The following is a 17429-nucleotide window of genomic DNA, read 5'->3' as shown; positions in this document are numbered from 1 at the left end:
AAGTATTGAATCTGTGCGCCGGGGTGCTCCGATGAGCGTTTCACGCGCCCCGGCGCCCCCTGTCTCAGAGTGCGGGCGGCCGCATCGTGAAGCGGGCCACGACCTCGGCGGTCACCGTCTGGCGCTGCGGTTCGAGGTCGAGCGGCGGGGCCTCGCCGGCGCCTTCCGCCGCGTACGCCACCGCCGCCGAGCCGAAGGCGGCCCGCCGCGGCCCGAGGCGCTCCGCGGTGCCCGCGTCCGAGAGTTCGAGGAGTGACGAGAGGCTGGTGCCCAGGGCCTCGGCGTAGGCGCGGGCCCGCTGGACGGCTTCGGAGACCGCGAGCCTGCGGGCCTCCGCGTAGGCCGGGGAGGCCGGGCGGAGGAACCACCAGGGGCCGTCGACGCTGGTCAGTTCCAGGTCGGCGAGGCGCGTCACCAGTTCGCCGAGGACGGTGAAGTCGGTGAGTTCGGCGGTGATCCGCACGCGTCCGTGGAAGGCGTGCACCCGCTCCCCCCGGCCCTTGCGGGTGAGCTCGGGGGAGATCGAGAGGCTGCCGGTCTCCAGTTTCTCGACGGCGGGGCCCTGGGCCTTGACCAGGTCGAGGACCTGGGTGTTGCGACGGGTGAGGTCGGCGAGCGTGGTCGCGCGGTCGGGGCCGCGGGCGGAGACGGTGATCCAGATCCGGGCGAGTTCGGGGTCGACCTCCAGGCGCCCTTCTCCTCGGACGGTCACCTGGGGTGCGTCGGGGGTCGCGTGGTCCTGGGTCACGTCCTGCTCCTCGGTGTGCGGCAGCGGTCGTCCTCCGAACACTTTCCCACTCCGTAACCCGAAAGGGCTGTTGCCGGGGTGTCGTCTGAGCCAGAATCTACGCGCGTTGTGCGCCACGGTCGGCGCCGACGGCACGGAACCACAAGGGGAGAACACATGCCGCTGAACCGCAGGACGTTCCTGGAGCGCTCGGCCGCCGCCGGGGCCGGGGTGGCCGTCGCCGGAGCCGTCGCCGCGCCCGCCCAGGCCCACGGGGGTCACGCCCGTCCGCGTCCGCGGAAGCGGTACTCGTTCACCGTGATGGGCACCACCGACCTGCACGGCAACGTCTTCAACTGGGACTACTTCACGGACAAGGAGTTCGACGACAAGGCGCACAACGACGTGGGCCTGGCGAAGATCTCCACGCTGGTCGACCAGGTGCGGAAGGAGAAGGGTCGCCGCAACACCCTGCTCATCGACGCCGGCGACACCATCCAGGGCACGCAGCTGTCGTACTACTACGCCAAGGTCGACCCGATCACGGCCCGCCGGGGTCCGGTGCACCCGATGGCGCAGGCGATGAACGCGATCGGGTACGACGCCGCCGCGCTGGGCAACCACGAGTTCAACTACGGCATCCCGGTGCTCCGCAAGTTCGAGGAGCAGTGCGACTTCCCGCTGCTCGGGGCCAACGCGCTGGACGCGAGGACCCTGCGCCCGGCGTTCGCCCCGTACAGCATGCACCGGCTGCGCACCCCGCACGGCAAGGACGTCAGGGTCGCGGTCCTCGGCCTGACGAACCCGGGCATCGCCATCTGGGACAAGGCGAACGTCAGCGGGAAGATGGTCTTCCCGGGGCTGGAGGAGCAGGCGGCGAAGTGGGTGCCGAAGCTGCGCTCGATGGGTGCGGACGTGGTCGTCGTGTCGGCGCACTCCGGGTCCAGCGGTACGTCCTCGTACGGTGACCAGCTGCCCCACGTCGAGAACGCGGCCGGGCTGGTCGCGGAGCAGGTGCCGGGCATCGACGCGATCCTGGTCGGGCACGCGCACACCGAGATCCCGGAGTACCGGGTGAGGAACAAGGAGACCGGCAAGGACGTCGTCCTGTCCGAGCCGCTGAAGTGGGGGCAGCGCCTGACGCTGTTCGACTTCGACCTGGTGTGGGAGAAGGGCCGCTGGACGGTCGAGAAGGTGGGGGCGCAGGTCCTCAACTCCAACACGGTGGCGGAGGACCCGGAGATCACCGGGCTGCTCGGGGACGAGCACCGGAAGGTCGTGGCGTACGTCAACCAGATCATCGGCACCTCGACCGCCGCGATGACCACGGCCGACGCGCCGTGGAAGGACGAGCCGATCATCGACCTGATCAACGTGGTGCAGACGGAGACGGTGAAGGCGGCCCTGGCGGGCGGCGCGCACGCGTCGCTGCCGGTGCTCTCGCAGGCCTCGTGCTTCTCGCGGACGGCCCGGATCCCGGCCGGTCAGGTCTCGATCAAGGACGCCGCGGGCCTGTACCCGTTCGAGAACACGCTGGAGGCCCGTCTGATGACGGGGGCGCAGCTGAAGGACTACCTGGAGTTCTCGGCGCGGTACTACGTGCAGACGGCTGCGGGGGCCCCGGTCGACACCGCGAAGCTGACGAACGCCGACGGCATTCCGGACTACAACTACGACGCGGTCTCGGGGCTGACGTACGACATCGACATCGCGAAGCCGGCGGGTTCGCGGATCGTGAACCTGTCGTTCGAGGGCGGGCCGCTCGATCCGGCGGCGAGGTTCGTGCTGGCGGTGAACAACTACCGGGCGAGTGGCGGCGGTGCGTTCCCGCACGTCGCGGGTGCCCAGCAGCTGTGGGCGAACTCGGACGAGATCCGGAACACCATCATCCAGTGGGTGCAGGCGAAGGGGACGGTGGATCCGGCCCTGTTCGCCTCGGTGGACTGGAAGCTGACGCGGGACGGGGTGCCCGTCTTCTGAGGTCCGGCGGGGCCCGTCCGGTGGTGATCGGCTGGACGGGCCCCCGGCCGCTACTGCTGGACGAGTGGCGTCAGCTTCTGGCCCTGGGCCGGGATGCTCGGCGCCTCTCGTGTCTCCAGGCCGAAGCTGGTGAAGGCGGTGCGGCGGGGCAGGGGGTAGACGTCCTTGCCCATGACGGCGTTGAGGATGGTGGCGCTGCGCCAGGCGGCGAGGCCGAGGTCGGGGGCGCCGACGCCGTGGGTGTGCTTCTCGGCGTTCTGGACGTGGACGGCGCCGGTGACGGAGGGGTCGAGGACGAGACGGTAGCGCTCGTCGACGCGGGGGCGGCCGGCGGAGTCGTGGCGGAGATAGGGGTCGAGGCCGGCGAGCATGCGGTCGACGGGGCGTTCGCGGTAGCCGGTGGCGAGGACGACGGCGTCGGTGGTGAGGCGGGAGCGGGTGCCCTGCTGGAGGTGTTCGAGGTGCAGCTCGACCTGGGTGGTGGCGACGCGGCCGGCGGTGCGGACCCGGACGCCGGGGGTGAGGACGGCGTCGGGCCAGCCGCCGTGGAGGGTTCTGCGGTAGAGCTCGTCGTGGATGGCGGCGATGGTGTCGGTGTCGATGCCCTTGTGGAGCTGCCACTGCCGGGGGACGAGTTCGCCGCGTACGTGCTCGGGCAGGGCGTGGAAGTAGCGGGTGTAGTCCGGGGTGAAGTGTTCGAGGCCGAGTTTGGAGTACTCCATCGGCGCGAAGGCCTCGGTGCGGGCGAGCCAGTGGATCTTCTCGGCGCCGGTGGGGCGGGCGCGGAGCAGGTCGAGGAAGATCTCGGCTCCCGACTGGCCGGATCCGATGACGGTGACGTGTCCGGCGGCGAGGAGGGTGTCCCGGTGGGTGAGGTAGTCGGCGGAGTGGAAGACGGGGACGCCGGGTGCCTCGGCGAGCGGTTTGAGGGGTTCGGGGACGTACGGTTCGGTGCCGACGCCGAGGACGACGTTACGGGTGTAGGCGCGGCCGAGGGCCTCGGCCTCGCCGTCGGGGTCGATCTGGGTGAAGTCGACTTCGAAGAGGCGGCGTTCGGGGTTCCAGCGGACCGAGTCGACCTGGTGGCCGAAGTGGAGTCCGGGGAGTCGTTCGCTGACCCAGCGGCAGTAGGCGTCGTATTCGGCGCGGTGGATGTGGAACTTCTCGGCGAAGTAGAAGGGGAAGAGGCGTTCGCGGGCCTTGAGGTACTGGAGGAAGGTCCAGGGGCTCCCGGGGTCGGCGAGGGTCACCAGGTCGGCGAGGAAGGGGACCTGGAGGGTGGCGCCCTCGATGAGGAGGCCGGGGTGCCAGTGGAAGGCGGGCTTCTGCTCGTAGAAGGCGGTGGCGAGGCCGCCGGGGATGCCGTGGGCGAGGGCGGCGAGGGAGAGGTTGAAGGGGCCGATGCCGACGCCCACGAGGTCGTGGGGCCGGTCGGGGTCGTCCTGGGGGGTGCTGCCGGTCATCGGGGGGTGCTGCCTTCCACGAGGGTGATGAGCTGGGCCAGGTCGCCGGAGGTGGCGTGGGGGTTGAGCAGGGTGGCTTTGAGCCAGAGGCGGCCGTCTGCCTGGGCGCGGCCGAGGACGGCGTGGCCCCGGGTGAGGAGGGTGCGGCGGACGGCGGCGACGGTGTCGTCGTCGGGTGCGCCGGGGGCGCCGTGTGCGCCGGGTGCGCCTCCGTCGCCGGTGGGCCGGAAGAGGACGGTGGTGAGGGTGGGGCGGGCGTGCAGGTCGAGTCCGGGGGCCTTCTCGACGAGGTCGGCGAGTTCCTGGGCGCGTTCCATGCAGGCGTCGACGAGGGCGCCGAGGCCGGTGCGGCCGAGGGCGCGGAGGGTGACGGCGGTCTTGAGGATGTCGGGTCGCCGGGTGGTGCGCAGGGAGCGGCCGAGGAGGTCGGGGAGGCCGGCTTCGGTGTCGTCGTCGGCGTTGAGGTAGGCGGCGGTGTGTCCGAGTGAGGCGAGGTCGGCCGGGTCGCGTACGGCGAGGAGTCCGGCGGCGGCGGGCTGCCAGCCGAGTTTGTGCAGGTCGACGGTGACGGTGCGGGCGCGGTGCAGGCCGTCGAGGAGGGGGCGGTGGGTGCGGCTGAAGAGGACGGGGCCTCCGTAGGCGGCGTCGACGTGGAGGTCGGTGCCGTGGGCTTCGCACCGGTCGGCGAGGGCGGGGAGGGGGTCGATGAGGCCTTCGTCGGTGGTGCCGGCGGTGGCGGCGACGAGGAGGGGGCCGGTGTGGGTGGTGAGTGCCTCGTGGAGTGCGGCGGGGTCGAGGGTGCCGCGGGGGGTGGGGAGGACGACCGGGTCGGGGAGGCCGAGGAGCCAGGCGGCGCGGCGGAAGGAGTGGTGGGCGTTGGCGCCGACGACGGTGCGGACGGTGGGGCCGAGGCGTTCCCTGGCGAGGAGCAGGGCGAGTTGGTTGGACTCGGTGCCGCCGGTGGTGATCAGGGCGTCGGGGTGCGGGGCGTCCGGGTAGACCTCGGCGGCGAGGGCGGCGGTGACCAGCGCTTCGAGGGTGGAGGCGGCGGGGGCCTGGTCCCAGGAGTCCATGGAGGGGTTGAGGGCGGAGGCCGCGAGGTCGGCGGCGGCGGCGAGGGCGAGGGGCGGGGTGTGGAGGTGGGCGACGCAGAGGGGGTGGGCGGGGTCGGCGGCGCCTTCGGCGAGGGTGCGGACGAGGGTGCGGAGCGCCTCGTGGGGGCCGTGGCCGGTCTCGGGGAGCGGGTCTCCGAGGGCTGTGCGGACCTGGTGTGCCACGGCTTCGGGGCCGCCGGCGGGGAGGGGGCCGCCGCGGACGGCGGCGCCTTCGCGGAGGGCGTCGAGGGTGGTGCCGAGGAGGCGGCTCAGGGCGGTGGGATCGGCGGCGAGGGGCGGGGGTGCGGCACACATGGACGACAGGGTGCCGGGGGTGGTCGGGGTGTGTCCGGGGAGTCGTGGGTTGTGACCCGAACGGGGGACGGCGCCCTGGTGTGCGGGGCGCCGTCCGTGGGATGCGCGGGGGCCGGTCCGGGGCCCGGTGGGGTCAGGCCTGGCGGGCCTTGAGGGCGCGGCGGAGGTCGTCGAGCTGGTCGACGAGCTTGCGGCGGAGGGCGGGGATCATGTCGTCGGCCGCGAGGTGCTGTTCGCCGAGGGTGAGGGAGTCCTGGTCGACGGCGTGGGAGGGGAAGGCGTAGCGGCCCGCGGCTTCGGCCATGGCGGCGCCGCGGCGGGCGCCGAGGGCGGTGGCGGCGGGGTAGAAGCGGGGGACGTACTCGCGGACGATGTCGGCCTGCTCGGGCTGCCAGAAGCCCTGGGCGGTGGCGGTGAAGAGGTAGTTGGAGAGGTCGTCGGTGTCGAAGAGGGCGGACCAGGCGGCCGCCTTCGCCTCCGGTGTGGGGAGTCCGGCGCGGCAGCGGGCGGCGCCCTCCTGGCCGGTGGCGCTCGGGTCCCGTTCCAGTTCGGCGGCGATCGTCGGCTCGTCGGTGGCTCCGAGGACGGCGAGGCGGGCCAGGATGCGCCAGCGGAGCTCCGGGTCGAGTTCGGGGCCGCCGTGGACGGTGCCGTCGTCGAGCCAGGAGGCGATCTGGTCGGGGGTGGTCGCGCTGTCGATGAGGGCGCGGACGGCGGTGAGGCGCAGGCCGGGCGCCTCGCCGTCCTCGGTGCGGCGCAGCAGGGCGCGGGCGATCTGCCGGATGGTGGAGAGGGCGGCGGGGCGCTCCTCCTCGGTGACGTACCGGTCGGCGATCTGGGTGCGGGCGAAGCCGAGGACTCCCTGGACGAGGGCGAGTTCGGTCTCCTCGGTGAGGTGGGCGAGGGCGACGGCGAGGTAGTCGGCGGGGGCGAGGTCGCCGTCGCGGACCATGTCGCGCAGGGCGTTCCAGATCACGGCGCGGGTGAGGGCGTCGGGGATGCGGGAGAGGCCGCGGAGGGCGGATTCCGCGGACGCCTCGTCGAAGCGGAGTTTGGCGTAGGTGAGGTCCTGGTCGTTGAGGACGACGAGGGCGGGGCGGGGGCCGGTGAGTTCGGCGGGTTCGGTCTGGGGGACGTCGAGTTCGCGGCGTTCGCGGAGGACGAGGTCGCCGGAGGGGTCGCGGTCGTAGAGGCCGGCGGCGACGCGGTGGGGGCGGCTGCCGTCGCGGTCGACGGTGAGATTCCAGTGGAGGCCCTCGCCGGTGAGGGCGGGGGTGAGGGTGTCGACGCCGGTGGTGCGGAGCCACTGCTCGGCCCAGGCGTGGACGTCGCGGTCGGTGGCGGCGGCGAGGTTGTCGATGAAGTCGGCGAGGGTGGCGTTGCCGAACTTGTGGCGCTTGAAGTGGATGTTGATGCCGGCGAGGAAGTCCTTCTCGCCGAGCCAGGTGACGAGCTGGCGGAGGGCGGAGGCGCCCTTGGCGTAGGAGATGCCGTCGAAGTTGAGGAGGGCGGAGGCGGTGTCGGGGACGGCCTCGGGGTCGGGGGCGACGGGGTGGGTGGAGGGGCGCTGGTCCGCCTCGTAGCCCCAGGCCTTCCGGGTGACGCCGAAGTCGACCCAGGTGTCGGGGAAGAGGTCGGAGCAGGCCTCGTTCACGGTCTGGTAGCCCATGTACTCGGCGAAGGACTCGTTGAGCCAGATGTCGTCCCACCAGCGGAGGGTGACGAGGTCGCCGAACCACATGTGGGCCATCTCGTGGGCGATGACCATGGCGCGGGTCTGCCGTTCGGTGACGGTGACGGCGGAGCGGAAGACGAACTCGTCGCGGAAGGTGACGAGGCCGGGGTTCTCCATGGCGCCGGCGTTGAACTCGGGGACGAAGGCCTGGTCGTAGGAGTCGAAGGGGTACGGCTCGTCGAACTTCTCGTGGAAGCGGTCGTAGCAGGCCTTGGTGACGGCGAGGATCTCGTCGGCGTCGGCGTCGAGGTGGGGGGCGAGGGAGCGGCGGCAGTGGATGCCGAAGGGGAGGCCGGCGTGTTCGGTGCGGACGGAGTGCCAGGGGCCGGCGGCGACGCACACGAAGTAGGTGGAGAGCGGCGGGGTGGCGGCGGATCGCCAGCGGCCGTCGGGCTGCTGCCGCGTGATGCCGTTGGCGAGGACGGTCCAGCCCTCGGGGGCGGTGACGGTGAGCTCGAAGACGGCCTTGAGGTCGGGCTGGTCGAAGGCGGCGAAGACGCGCTGGACGTCTTCCATGAAGAGCTGGGTGTAGACGTAGGACTCGCCGTCGCTGGGGTCGGCGAAGCGGTGCATGCCCTCGCCGGTGCGGGAGTAGCGCATGGTCGTACTGATCCGCAGGACGTGCTCGCCCTCGCCGAGATGCAGCGGGAGGCGGTTGCCGTCGAGGCCGGCGACGTCGAGGGGCTCGTCGTCCAGGTGGGCGGAGTGCAGGGTTTCGGGCTTCAGCTCGACGAAGGTGTCCCCGGCGGCGCGGGCGGTGAACCTGATGAGGCTGGTGGACTCGAAGGTCTCGTCGCCGGTGGTGAGGTCGAGGTCCACGCTGTAGTGCTGGACGTCGAGGAGCTGGGCACGGGTCTGCGCTTCGTCGCGCGTCAGTACGGACATGGCCCTATGCTGCCCGATGCTCTCGGCGTCGGGCAGGGGTGGTGGGGCGGGGACCTGTTCGGGGTGCGTTACCGGCGGTTCTCCCGGCCGTTCTCAGGCGCGTCCCGAGCCGTTCAGGTGGGCGAAGGCGGCGGTGATGCGGGGGCGGTCGTAGCCGGCGGGGCCGGCGGCGCCGTCGGAGAGCAGGGCGTGGAGCAGGATCCGGGCCTTGGCGGGGTCGAGGGGGCCGGCGGGGACGAGTCCGTGGTGGAGCAGGTCGTGTTCGGAGCCGGGGCCGCGGTAGGTGTCGGTGAGGGTCGGGCCGGCTCCGGTGCGGGAGGCGAGGACGACCGGGATGCGGCGGGCGAGCGCGGCGAGGGGTTCGACGAGCCAGGCGGGGGCGTGGCCGGCGCCGAAGGCGGCGACGACGAGGCCCTGGAAGCGGTGGTCGACGGCGTCGAGGAGTTCGCCGCGGTCGCCCTGGGAGAGGGTGATCAGGGCGACCCGTACGTCGGGGTCGAGGGTGAGCGGGTGGGCCGCGGCGGGGGCTGCGGGGCGGAACAGGACGCGGGGTTCGCCCTCGACGACGTGGCCGAGGGGGCCTGCGCCGGGTGAGGCGAAGGTGGCGACCGAGGTGGTGTGGGTCTTGCGGGCGTGGCGGGCGGCGTGGATCTCGTCGGCGAGGACGACGAGGACGCCGAGGTCGCGGCAGGCCGGGTCGGCGGCGACGGCGAGGGCGGCGGCGAGGTTGGCGGGGCCGTCGGCGCCGGGCAGGTCGGGTCGGCGCATGGCGCCGGTGACGACGATCGGCTGCTCGGTGGTGCAGAGCAGGTCGAGGAGGAAGGCGGTCTCCTCCAGGGTGTCGGTGCCCTGGACGACGACGGCGCCGGAGCCGGCGGCGACGGTGGTGCGGATCTCGGCGGCGAGGGCGGCGAGGTCGGCGTGGGTGAGGGTGGAGCTGGGGACGCGGCGGAAGTCGTTGAGGACGACGTCGTGGTCGCCGCCGAGTGCGGCGAGGACTTCCCGGCCGCTCATCCGGGCCGCGTCACCGCCTCGCGCGGAGATGGTCCCTCCGAGGGTGAAGACCGTGACGCGGGCCATCAGTGTTCTCCGTCCGCGATCGTCTCGTGGTGGCGGATGACCTCGGCGATGATGAAGTTGAGGAGTTTCTCCGCGAAGGCCGGGTCCAGTCTGGCGCTGCCGGCGAGTTCCCGCAGCCGGGCGATCTGCCGGGCCTCGCGGGCGGGGTCGGCGGGCGGCAGCTGGTGCCGGGCCTTGAGGACGCCGACCTGCTGGGTGCACTTGAAGCGTTCGGCGAGCATGTGGACGACCGCCGCGTCGATGTTGTCGATGCTCTCCCGCAGCCGGGTCAGTTCGGCCTGGACGGACTCGTCGGGCCGGGCCGGGGCCTGGGGCGGGGTGGGCGTCTGGGGGCGCGGGGACTCACTCATGATCTGCGAGCTTAGACGGATCTCGGGAGGATCGTCGGGGGGTGTTCGGGATCCGGAACGGTGTTGCTCCAGCCGCCGTGGACCGATCGGCCCTGCTGTTCGCGGAAGCGGATGGGGGCGGTGCCGACGCGGCGGGTGAACAGCCGGGAGAAGTAGGCGGGGTCGTCGTAGCCGACGCGGCGGGCGACGGCGGCGACGGGGAGTTCGGTGGCGGCGAGGAGTTCCTTGGCGCGGCCGAGGCGGACGGTGAGCAGGTAGTCCTTGGGGCTGCAGCCGGCGGCGCGGCGGACCGCGGTGCGCAGTTCGGCGGCGGTCATGCCGTGCCGGGTGGCGTGTTCGGCGACGGAGTAGGGCTGGAAGGCGTCCCGGGCGAGGGCGGCGAGGACGGGGTCGCCGTCGGCGTTGGTGTCGGCGCGGGCGCGGCGGAGCGCGACGAGGAGTTCGTGGACGCAGGCGCCGGTCTCGACCTCCAGGAGGGGGTTGCCGGGGCGGGCGGCGCGGGCGATGCGGCCGATGGCGGCGCGGGCGGGGGCGGCGTCGGAGAGGGGGACGACGGGCCGGTCGGGTTCGATGTAGCCGAGTTCGGTGTAGGTGGCGGTGGCGGGGCCGGTGAAGTCGACGAAGGCCTCGTCCCAGCCGGTGCCGGGGTCGGCGCCGTAGTGGTGGGGGGTGCCGGGGGTGAGCCAGAGCAGGGCGGGGGCGGTGACGGTGGTGCGGCGGCCGTCGGGGCCGCGGTACCAGCCGCTGCCGGCGGAGACGACGACGGCCACGTGGTGGTCGAGGGTGCGGGGGCCGACGGTGGGGAGGGTGCCGTGCTGGAGTCCGACGCCGAGGCAGACGAGGCCGAGCCGGTGGTGGACGGGGCTGGGCGTGAAGTAGCGCATCCAGGTGTGGTACATGCGGTGGTGCCCCTCCCTGGCCCGTCCGGTGGGTCGGGACCGGGCGGGCTGTAACGTCCAAACTGCGCCGATCTTTGTCCATGGACCGCTTCGCCGCCAGAGGGCGAGGGTGAGGCCATGAGCACGTTCGCTGTGGGTGACGAGGACTTTCTGCTCGACGGTCGGCCGGTGCGCCTGCTGTCGGGGGCGCTGCACTACTTCCGGGTGCACGAGGGGCAGTGGGAGCACCGGCTGGGGATGCTGCGTGCGATGGGCCTCGACTGCGTCGAGACGTACGTCCCGTGGAATCTGCACGAGCCGGAGCCGGGGCGGTACGCGGACGCGGAGGCCCTGGGCCGGTTCCTGGACGCGGTGGCGCGGGCGGGGATGCGGGCGATCGTGCGTCCGGGGCCGTACATCTGCGCCGAGTGGGAGAACGGCGGGCTGCCGCACTGGCTGACGGGGCCGCTGGGGCGGCGGGTGCGGACGCTCGACCCGGCGTTCCTCGGGCCAGTGGAGGCGTGGTTCCGGCGGTTGCTGCCGCAGGTGGTGGAGCGGCAGATCGACCGGGGCGGTCCGGTGGTGCTGGTGCAGGTGGAGAACGAGTACGGCAGTTACGGCAGCGACCGGGGCTATCTGGAGTGGCTGGCGGAGCTGTTGCGGGGGTGCGGGGTGAGCGTTCCGCTGTTCACCTCGGACGGTCCCGAGGACCACATGCTGACGGGCGGCTCGGTGCCGGGGGTGCTCGCGACGGCGAACTTCGGTTCGGGGGCGCGGGAGGGGTTCGCGACGCTGCGGCGCCACCGGCCGGCGGGGCCGCTGATGTGCATGGAGTTCTGGTGCGGCTGGTTCGACCACTGGGGCACGGAGCACGCGGTGCGGTCGGCGGGGGACGCGGCGGAGGCGCTGCGGGAGATCCTGGAGTGCGGGGCCTCGGTGAATGTGTACATGGCGCACGGGGGGACGAACTTCGGCGGCTGGGCGGGCGCGAACCGCGCCGGTGAGCTGCACGACGGGCCGCTGCGGGCGACGGTGACCTCGTACGACTACGACGCGCCGGTGGACGAGGCGGGGCGGCCGACGGAGAAGTTCTGGCGTTTCCGCGAGGTGCTCGGGGCGTTCGCGGAGGGACCGCTGCCGGAGGTGCCGGAGCCTCCGGCGCGGCTCGCGGGCCGGGTCGCCGGGCTGTTCGACGGGTGGGCTCCGCTGGAGGGGGTCCTGGAGGTGCTCGGCGGGGAGGAGCGGGTGACGCCGGTGCCGCCGACCTTCGAGGAGCTGGGGGTGGACCGGGGCCTGGTCCGCTACCGGGTGGGCGTGCCGGGGCCCCGGCAGCCGTATCCGCTGGGGGTGACGGGGTTGCGGGACCGGGCGGTGGTGTACGTCGACGGGGTGGCGGCCGGGGTCCTGGACTCCGCGGACGGCGAGGACGTGGCGCTCGCGGTGCCGGTGGGCGGGGCGGCGGCGGTCGATCTGTGGGTGGAGTCGCTGGGCCGGGTGAACTACGGGCCGCGGCTCGCGGAGTCGAAGGGGATCACCGGGGGCGTGCGGCACGAGCGGCAGTATCTGCACGGCTTCCGGTCGCGGGGGCTGCGGCTGGACGCGTTCGAGGCGGCGGCCGTGGACAAGGTGCGGTTCGAGCCGGTGGTGGACCGGAGCGGTCCGGGGCTTCACCGGGGGACGCTGGAGGTGGCCGGGGCGGGGGACGCGTGGCTGCGGCTGCCGGGCGGGACCCGGGGGTTCGTGTGGGTGAACGGCTTCTGTCTCGGCCGGTACTGGTCGGCCGGGCCGCAGGAGGCGCTGTTCGTGCCGGGCCCGGTGCTGCGGGAGGGGACGAACGAGGTGTGGGTGCTGGAGCTGGAGGGGGACGCGGGGACGGGTCCCGTGCTGGATCCGGTCTGAGTGCGGCGTGAGGCAGGCGTGGCGTGAAGGGACGGGCCGGGTGCGGCCCGGCGGTGGCGGTGGCTGTGGCCGGCGGTGGCGGTGGCTGTGGCCGGCGGTACCGGTGGGGATGGCCGGCGGTACCGGTGGGGATGGTCGGCGGTACCGGTGGCTGTGGCCGGCGGTACCGGTGGGGATGGCCGGCGGTGCCGGTGCCTGTGGTCCGGCGGTACCGGTGGCTGCGGCCGGCGGTCCCGGTGGCGTGCGGGCGCCGGGGCGGTCACCTGCCGCTGCCGTGCCGTGTCCGTGCCGGCGTGGTGGTGCCCCGGAGCCGAGGCCGCTCCGGGGCACCTGTCGCGTGCGGTCGCTACAGCGTGGCGGCCGCGGACTTGATCGCGGCGGCGAAGGTCGAGACCTCCGTGTAGACGCCGGGGTAGTTGGGCCGGGCGCAGCCCTGGCCCCAGCTCACGATGCCGACCTGGATCCAGGCTCCGCCGTTGTCCTTGCGGAACATGGGGCCGCCGGAGTCGCCCTGGCAGGTGTCGACGCCGCCCTGGGTGTAACCGGCGCAGATCTCCTCGGCGGGGATGAGGTCGCTTCCGTAGGAGTTCTTGCAGGAGGCGTCGGAGACGAAGGGCACGTTCGCCTTGAGCTGGTAGCGCTGCTGCGCACCGCCCTCGCGGGCGGCGCCCCAGCCGGCCACGGTGAAGGTGCCGCTGTTGTACGCGGTGGTCTCGGCGATCTTCAGGGTGGGCAGCGAGGTGATCGGGCTGGCGAGCTTGATCAGCGCCCAGTCCTTGCCGGACCCGTTGTAGCCGGGAGCCTGGTAGACCTTGGTGGACTTGACCTTGATCGCGCTGCTGCTCTGCAGGTCCACGACACCGGCGGTGGCGGTGATGCTGGTGTTGTTGCCCGAGCCGCTGACGCAGTGGGCCGCGGTGAGGACGACCTGCGGGGTGATCAGCGAGCCGCCGCAGCCCATGGACAGCCGGACCATCCAGGGGAACTCGCCCTGGGCGGCGCGGGTGCCTCCGACGACGGGCGCGGGGGCGGCGGAGGCGGTGGTGGGCTGGAGGCTGACGGCCGCCAGGACGACGGCGCCGGCCGCGGCGAGCTTCTGGAGGGCACGGACCATTCTGTTCTGCATCACGTGTCTGCCTTCTCTCATGGGGGGTTGCCTCGACCGGCGATGACATGCGCCCGTCAAGTCATGTCCGGAGTATGGACAACTCTCAACTGCCGCCACAAGGAAGCCTTTTCGGCCACTCGGCGCCGGAACCGTAAAATGAGCGGGAGGGGGTCCCGTATGCCGAACCGTCAGGAGGGCGACCGCGTCGCCCACGGATTTCCGCACCGCGCCGGCATCGGCGCCTCGCTCACGGCGCTCTACCGGCGCCTCTCCCCCGACGGCGTGCACCGCTATCCGGCGAGCGTCCCGCCCTCCGACGTGGCCCTCGGCGACGAGGAGGACCTGCACCTCGGCACCCAGCGGGTGGCCCGCGCCCTGGTCCGGCACCTGCGGCTGCCCGAGGCCCGGCTCGTGGTGAGCTTCCGGCCGATGGAGCACGCCGCCGCCGTCGAACTCACCGCGGGACCGGAGTACTTCGTGGAGCTCAACGACCGCTTCCGGACCCGCCGCCGGGACATCGGGGCGGCACTCGCCCACGAGATCACCCACGTCCTGCTGCACCGGCTCGGCCTCGGCTTCCCCGGGACCGCGGAGAACGAGGTCCTCACCGACGTCGCCACCACGTACCTCGGCGCCGGATGGCTGCTGCTCGACGCCTACCGCCAGGACGGCGTGGAGAGCCAGAAACTCGGCTACCTGACCCCGGAGGAGTTCGGCTACGTCCTCGCCAAGCGCGCCGAGGTGTTCGGCGAGGACCCGTCCCCGTGGTTCACCAGCGCGGTGGCGTACGAGGCCTGGGTCCGCGGCCGGGCCGAGGCCGACCGGGAGCGCTCCGCGCCGCCGCTCGCCGGCGCGGGCTGGGCCGAGCGCCGCCGGTACGGCTGGGAGCGGCGCCGGGGCCGGGCCGGCGAGGGCGCCCCGTACGCCTTCCTGGGCGGGGCGCCCGCGACCGGTGTCTCGTTCCTCTGCCCCGTCTGCCGGCAGCGCCTGCGCATCCCGGCGGGCCGGAGCCTCAGGGCCCGGTGCGGGGTCTGCCGGACCGTACTGGACTGCGCGGGTTAGAACGGCCCGGAAGGCGCCCCGCCGACCAGGCTCTTGTGGAAGTGGACGTCCTCGGCGCCGCCGGGGATGCCGAGCACCCGGCCCGTCTCCACGTAGCCGTGGCGGCGGTAGAAGTCCGGCGCCTGGAAGGTGAACGAGGAGACGGTGGCCCGGTCGCAGCCGCGCCGCCGGGCCTCCTCCTCGGCGGCGCGCAGGAGCCGGCTCCCCCAGCCGTCCTTCCGGCTGTCCTCGCGGACCCACAGCATGTCGATCCCGAACAGGCCGCTCCAGGTCCATCCCGTGAGTCCGCCGATGAGCGCGCCGCTCTCGTCGACGGCCTTCACGGAGAGCTCGCCCTGGTCCTCCGGCGTGGTGTTCGTGGCCGCGAAGTTGAAGGCGTCGAGGCCCTGTTCGAGGGCCTTGGCGAGTGCGGTGTCCCCATCGCCGACGCTGAGCGTCGCGCGGTCCTGACCGTGATCGTGATCGTGCGTCATGCGGTCCGATTCTGGCACAGGCGTACGAGCACGGCGCCGCGGTGCGGAGCGGGCACGACGCGCGAAGGGGAGCCCCGCGGGGCCGGGCGGGGGCGCGGGCGGGCGGCGGGCCGGAAACGATTTGCGCCAAGGGCGGACGGCGGGTCAGGGTCGGGCCATGAGCACGCTGTTCGACGCCATCCGGCACGGGGACGAGGACGGGGCCGTCCAGGCCCTGCGGGGCGGGGCCGACCCCGAGGGCCGGGAGGACGGGGAGTCCGCCCTGTACCGGGCGGCCCTCGGCGACGAGGCCGGAATCGTACGGGTGCTGCTGGCCGCGGGGGCGGATCCCGGGCGGGGCAGCGGCGAGGAGGACGGGGACCTGCCGCTGTGCGGGGCGGCCGTCGGCGGGCACACCGAGGTGGTGCGCGCCCTGCTCTCGGCCGGTGCCGCGCCCGACCAGGAGGAGGCGTACGGCTTCACCGCCCTCGCCTGGGCCCTGCGGCTCGGCCACGCCGACACCGCCCGTGTGCTGCTGGAGTACGGGGCCGACCCCGACCGGCGCGGGCCCGACGGGGTCCTGCCGCTGGTGGCCGCCGCCCGGCGCGGCTCCACCGGCTGCGTGCGGGCCCTCCTCGACCACGGGGCGGACGCCCGGGAGGCCGCGCTGCGCGAGGCCCGGCGCTGGATCGGCGTCGACATGGCGGCCGAGCTGCGGCGCGGACTCGTCGCGGGGAACGAGGGCGGCGAGACGTACGAGGCGGTGGTGCGCCGGGTCCGCGAGGACGGCGGGGTGACGGTGGTCGTCGAGCTGTTGCGCGAGGACGGGGCGCCCGGCAGCGGCAACGACCGGCAGACCGGGCACGCGGCGATCGCCACGCTCGTCGAGGCCTCCCTGGGGCTCCGCACCCCGCACGAGGAACTCGCGGCGCGGGCGCTGCGCTGCGGCGATCCGGAGCTGGACGACTGGACGACCGCGGTGGCCGAACTCGGCGGCCGGGCCGATGAGGAGACGTTCACGGCGGCGGCCGCGTGGTGCGCCTACCGCGACCCGCTGCGCCGGGCGCTCGGCGCGGCGGTGCTCGGCGCGCTGCCCGGCTTCGCGCCGAGCGCGGTGCCGGTGCTGCGCCGGCTCGCTGCGGAGCTGACGGGCGCGGCGGGTGCCGCGGGGCGCCCGCGGGTGCCCTCCCCGCGCGAGCCGGTCCTGTCGGTGGTGTCCGCCCTGGGGGTGTGCGCCGACCCGGCCGCCGTGCCCGAACTCCTCGCCGTGGCGGGCCATCCCGACGCGGCCGTCCGGCGGGCGGTCGCGGGGGCCCTCGCGGGGATCGTGCCCGCCGGGCACCCGGAGGCGCTCGGGGTGCTGCTGGGGCTGAGCCGGGACGGGGACCCGCGGGTGCGGGACTGGGCGACGCTCGCGCTGGCCGAGCTGCCCGACGACACCCCCCTCGTACGGGAGGGGCTCGCCGAGCGGCTCGGCGACACCGATCCGGAGACGGCGGCGGAGGCCGCCCGCGGGCTCGCGATCCGCCAGGACCCGCGCGCCGTGGACGCGCTGGCCTCCGCCCTGGCGGACGGCGACCCGGAGGGCGCGGCGCGGGAGACGGCGCTCGCCGCCCTGGAGCACGTCCACGACCCGCGGGTCAGGACCCGTCTGGAGTGGACGTCCCCGCGCCGCGCCTGACCCGCGCGGGCGTGCCTCAGCAGTCGTGGTCGACCAGGTCGAAGGACGCGTAGTGGTCGGACGTGTAGTAGTCCTCCCGGGTCGCGTCGCCGGTGACGATCCGGCGGGCGCCGCGGGTGGGGGAACCAGGCGTCTCGACCGTGTACTCGTGGTAGTAGCCGGTCGTGCGTGACGGCAGGACGCCCTCCCGGTTCTGGAAGACGGAGCCGTCCTGGCTGTACGGGAACGGGCCGCCCTCCTCGATCAGCCGGAGGGTCGTGTGCGCCTCGGCGGGGAGGGCGGAGGAGCAGATCTCCCCGACGGCCGCGGGAGCCGCGACCGAGGTCGCGACGAGGGCGGGCGCGGGGGCCGGGGCGACGGCGGTGGCCGGGGCGCCGAGGAGGAGGGAGGAGAGGAGGGCGGCGGCCGCGCCGCCGGCGAGGGTGAATCGAGGGGGGATTCGCATGGCTGAGATCTTGACGCGCGTAGAACCGGCCGGGAAGGCCGATTCCCTTCAATTCGCCGGATGTTGACGCCTCGGTCGCGAACGTGGGGATCCCGTGTGCGCGGGAGTGCGCGGGGGCCGGCCGGGGAACGGGCTCCGGCCCGCGGCGACGGCTCGGGCATGCCTCCCGCGCCCGGTGCGACGCGCCGTCGGGGCGGCAGGGGGACGGAGAAGGGCCGGGCTCCCGGAGGAGCCCGGCCCTGGACCGTGCCGCTCCGGGAGGTGCGGGCGGGAGC

At 74.0% G+C, this 17429-nt stretch carries 14 protein-coding genes; 4 read left to right on the top strand and 10 right to left on the bottom strand.

Annotated elements, in window-relative coordinates; all coding sequences use genetic code 11:
• Positions 1 to 64: 64 nt before the first annotated feature.
• The gene (locus ACF09E_RS25455) at positions 65 to 790 is read right to left on the bottom strand and encodes an SIMPL domain-containing protein (RefSeq protein ID WP_392207333.1); all 726 of its coding nucleotides are present in this window, start codon (positions 788 to 790) and stop codon (positions 65 to 67) included.
• A gap of 114 nt (positions 791 to 904) precedes the next feature.
• On the opposite strand from ACF09E_RS25455, the gene ACF09E_RS25450 reads away from it, so the two are divergent.
• Positions 905 to 2707, top strand: coding sequence for a bifunctional metallophosphatase/5'-nucleotidase (locus ACF09E_RS25450; RefSeq protein WP_392207331.1), 1803 nt, complete (start codon positions 905 to 907; stop codon positions 2705 to 2707).
• Positions 2708 to 2757: 50 nt separating this feature from the next.
• On the opposite strand, the gene ACF09E_RS25445 is transcribed toward ACF09E_RS25450, so the two are convergent.
• From ACF09E_RS25445 to ACF09E_RS25420, 6 genes are all read right to left on the bottom strand, one after another.
• A complete protein-coding gene (locus ACF09E_RS25445) occupies positions 2758 to 4170 on the bottom strand; it encodes a lysine N(6)-hydroxylase/L-ornithine N(5)-oxygenase family protein (RefSeq protein WP_392207329.1) in 1413 nt (470 codons plus the stop codon).
• Entirely contained in the window at positions 4167 to 5579 is a 1413-nt protein-coding gene (locus tag ACF09E_RS25440) for a pyridoxal phosphate-dependent decarboxylase family protein (RefSeq protein WP_392207327.1), read from the bottom strand. Before ACF09E_RS25440 ends, ACF09E_RS25445 begins: the two co-directional genes overlap by 4 nt.
• 133 nt (positions 5580 to 5712) lie before the next feature.
• Entirely contained in the window at positions 5713 to 8199 is a 2487-nt protein-coding gene (gene pepN / locus ACF09E_RS25435) for an aminopeptidase N (RefSeq protein WP_392207325.1), read from the bottom strand.
• 93 nt (positions 8200 to 8292) lie between these two features.
• On the bottom strand, positions 8293 to 9279 hold the full coding sequence (locus tag ACF09E_RS25430; protein ID WP_392207323.1) for an asparaginase: 987 nt from the start codon (positions 9277 to 9279) through the stop codon (positions 8293 to 8295).
• Entirely contained in the window at positions 9279 to 9629 is a 351-nt protein-coding gene (locus tag ACF09E_RS25425) for a chorismate mutase (RefSeq protein WP_392207321.1), read from the bottom strand. The genes ACF09E_RS25430 and ACF09E_RS25425 overlap by 1 nt, the downstream gene beginning before the upstream one ends.
• Positions 9630 to 9640: 11 nt before the next feature.
• Positions 9641 to 10528, bottom strand: coding sequence for a helix-turn-helix domain-containing protein (locus tag ACF09E_RS25420; RefSeq protein ID WP_392207319.1), 888 nt, complete (start codon positions 10526 to 10528; stop codon positions 9641 to 9643).
• 117 nt (positions 10529 to 10645) lie between these two features.
• Between ACF09E_RS25420 and ACF09E_RS25415 the strand changes: the two genes are divergently transcribed.
• On the top strand, positions 10646 to 12406 hold the full coding sequence (locus ACF09E_RS25415; protein WP_392207317.1) for a beta-galactosidase family protein: 1761 nt from the start codon (positions 10646 to 10648) through the stop codon (positions 12404 to 12406).
• A 346-nt stretch (positions 12407 to 12752) separates the two neighbouring features.
• Here the strand turns inward: ACF09E_RS25415 and ACF09E_RS25410 are convergent, their stop codons facing one another.
• Entirely contained in the window at positions 12753 to 13532 is a 780-nt protein-coding gene (locus tag ACF09E_RS25410) for a S1 family peptidase (protein WP_392207622.1), read from the bottom strand.
• Between the two features lie 159 nt (positions 13533 to 13691).
• On the opposite strand from ACF09E_RS25410, the gene ACF09E_RS25405 reads away from it, so the two are divergent.
• Positions 13692 to 14576: a hypothetical protein gene (locus ACF09E_RS25405; RefSeq protein WP_392207315.1), complete on the top strand. Its 885-nt coding sequence runs from the start codon at positions 13692 to 13694 to the stop codon at positions 14574 to 14576.
• On the opposite strand, the gene ACF09E_RS25400 is transcribed toward ACF09E_RS25405, so the two are convergent.
• On the bottom strand, positions 14573 to 15049 hold the full coding sequence (locus ACF09E_RS25400; protein ID WP_392207313.1) for a GNAT family N-acetyltransferase: 477 nt from the start codon (positions 15047 to 15049) through the stop codon (positions 14573 to 14575). The two genes, ACF09E_RS25405 and ACF09E_RS25400, sit on opposite strands and share 4 nt — an antisense overlap.
• A 157-nt stretch (positions 15050 to 15206) precedes the next feature.
• Between ACF09E_RS25400 and ACF09E_RS25395 the strand changes: the two genes are divergently transcribed.
• Entirely contained in the window at positions 15207 to 16709 is a 1503-nt protein-coding gene (locus ACF09E_RS25395; RefSeq protein WP_392207311.1) for an ankyrin repeat domain-containing protein, read from the top strand.
• Between the two features lie 16 nt (positions 16710 to 16725).
• Here the strand turns inward: ACF09E_RS25395 and ACF09E_RS25390 are convergent, their stop codons facing one another.
• Complete coding sequence (locus ACF09E_RS25390; protein ID WP_361863731.1) at positions 16726 to 17154, bottom strand: ribonuclease domain-containing protein; 429 nt, start codon at positions 17152 to 17154, stop codon at positions 16726 to 16728.
• Positions 17155 to 17429: the final 275 nt, after the last annotated feature.

Origin of the sequence: Streptomyces sp. NPDC014891, from assembly GCF_043081085.1 — a bacterium.
Lineage (GTDB): Bacteria > Actinomycetota > Actinomycetes > Streptomycetales > Streptomycetaceae > Streptomyces.
Note: the sequence above shows the minus strand (reverse complement) of the source record. Positions and strands in the feature narration are given on the sequence as shown.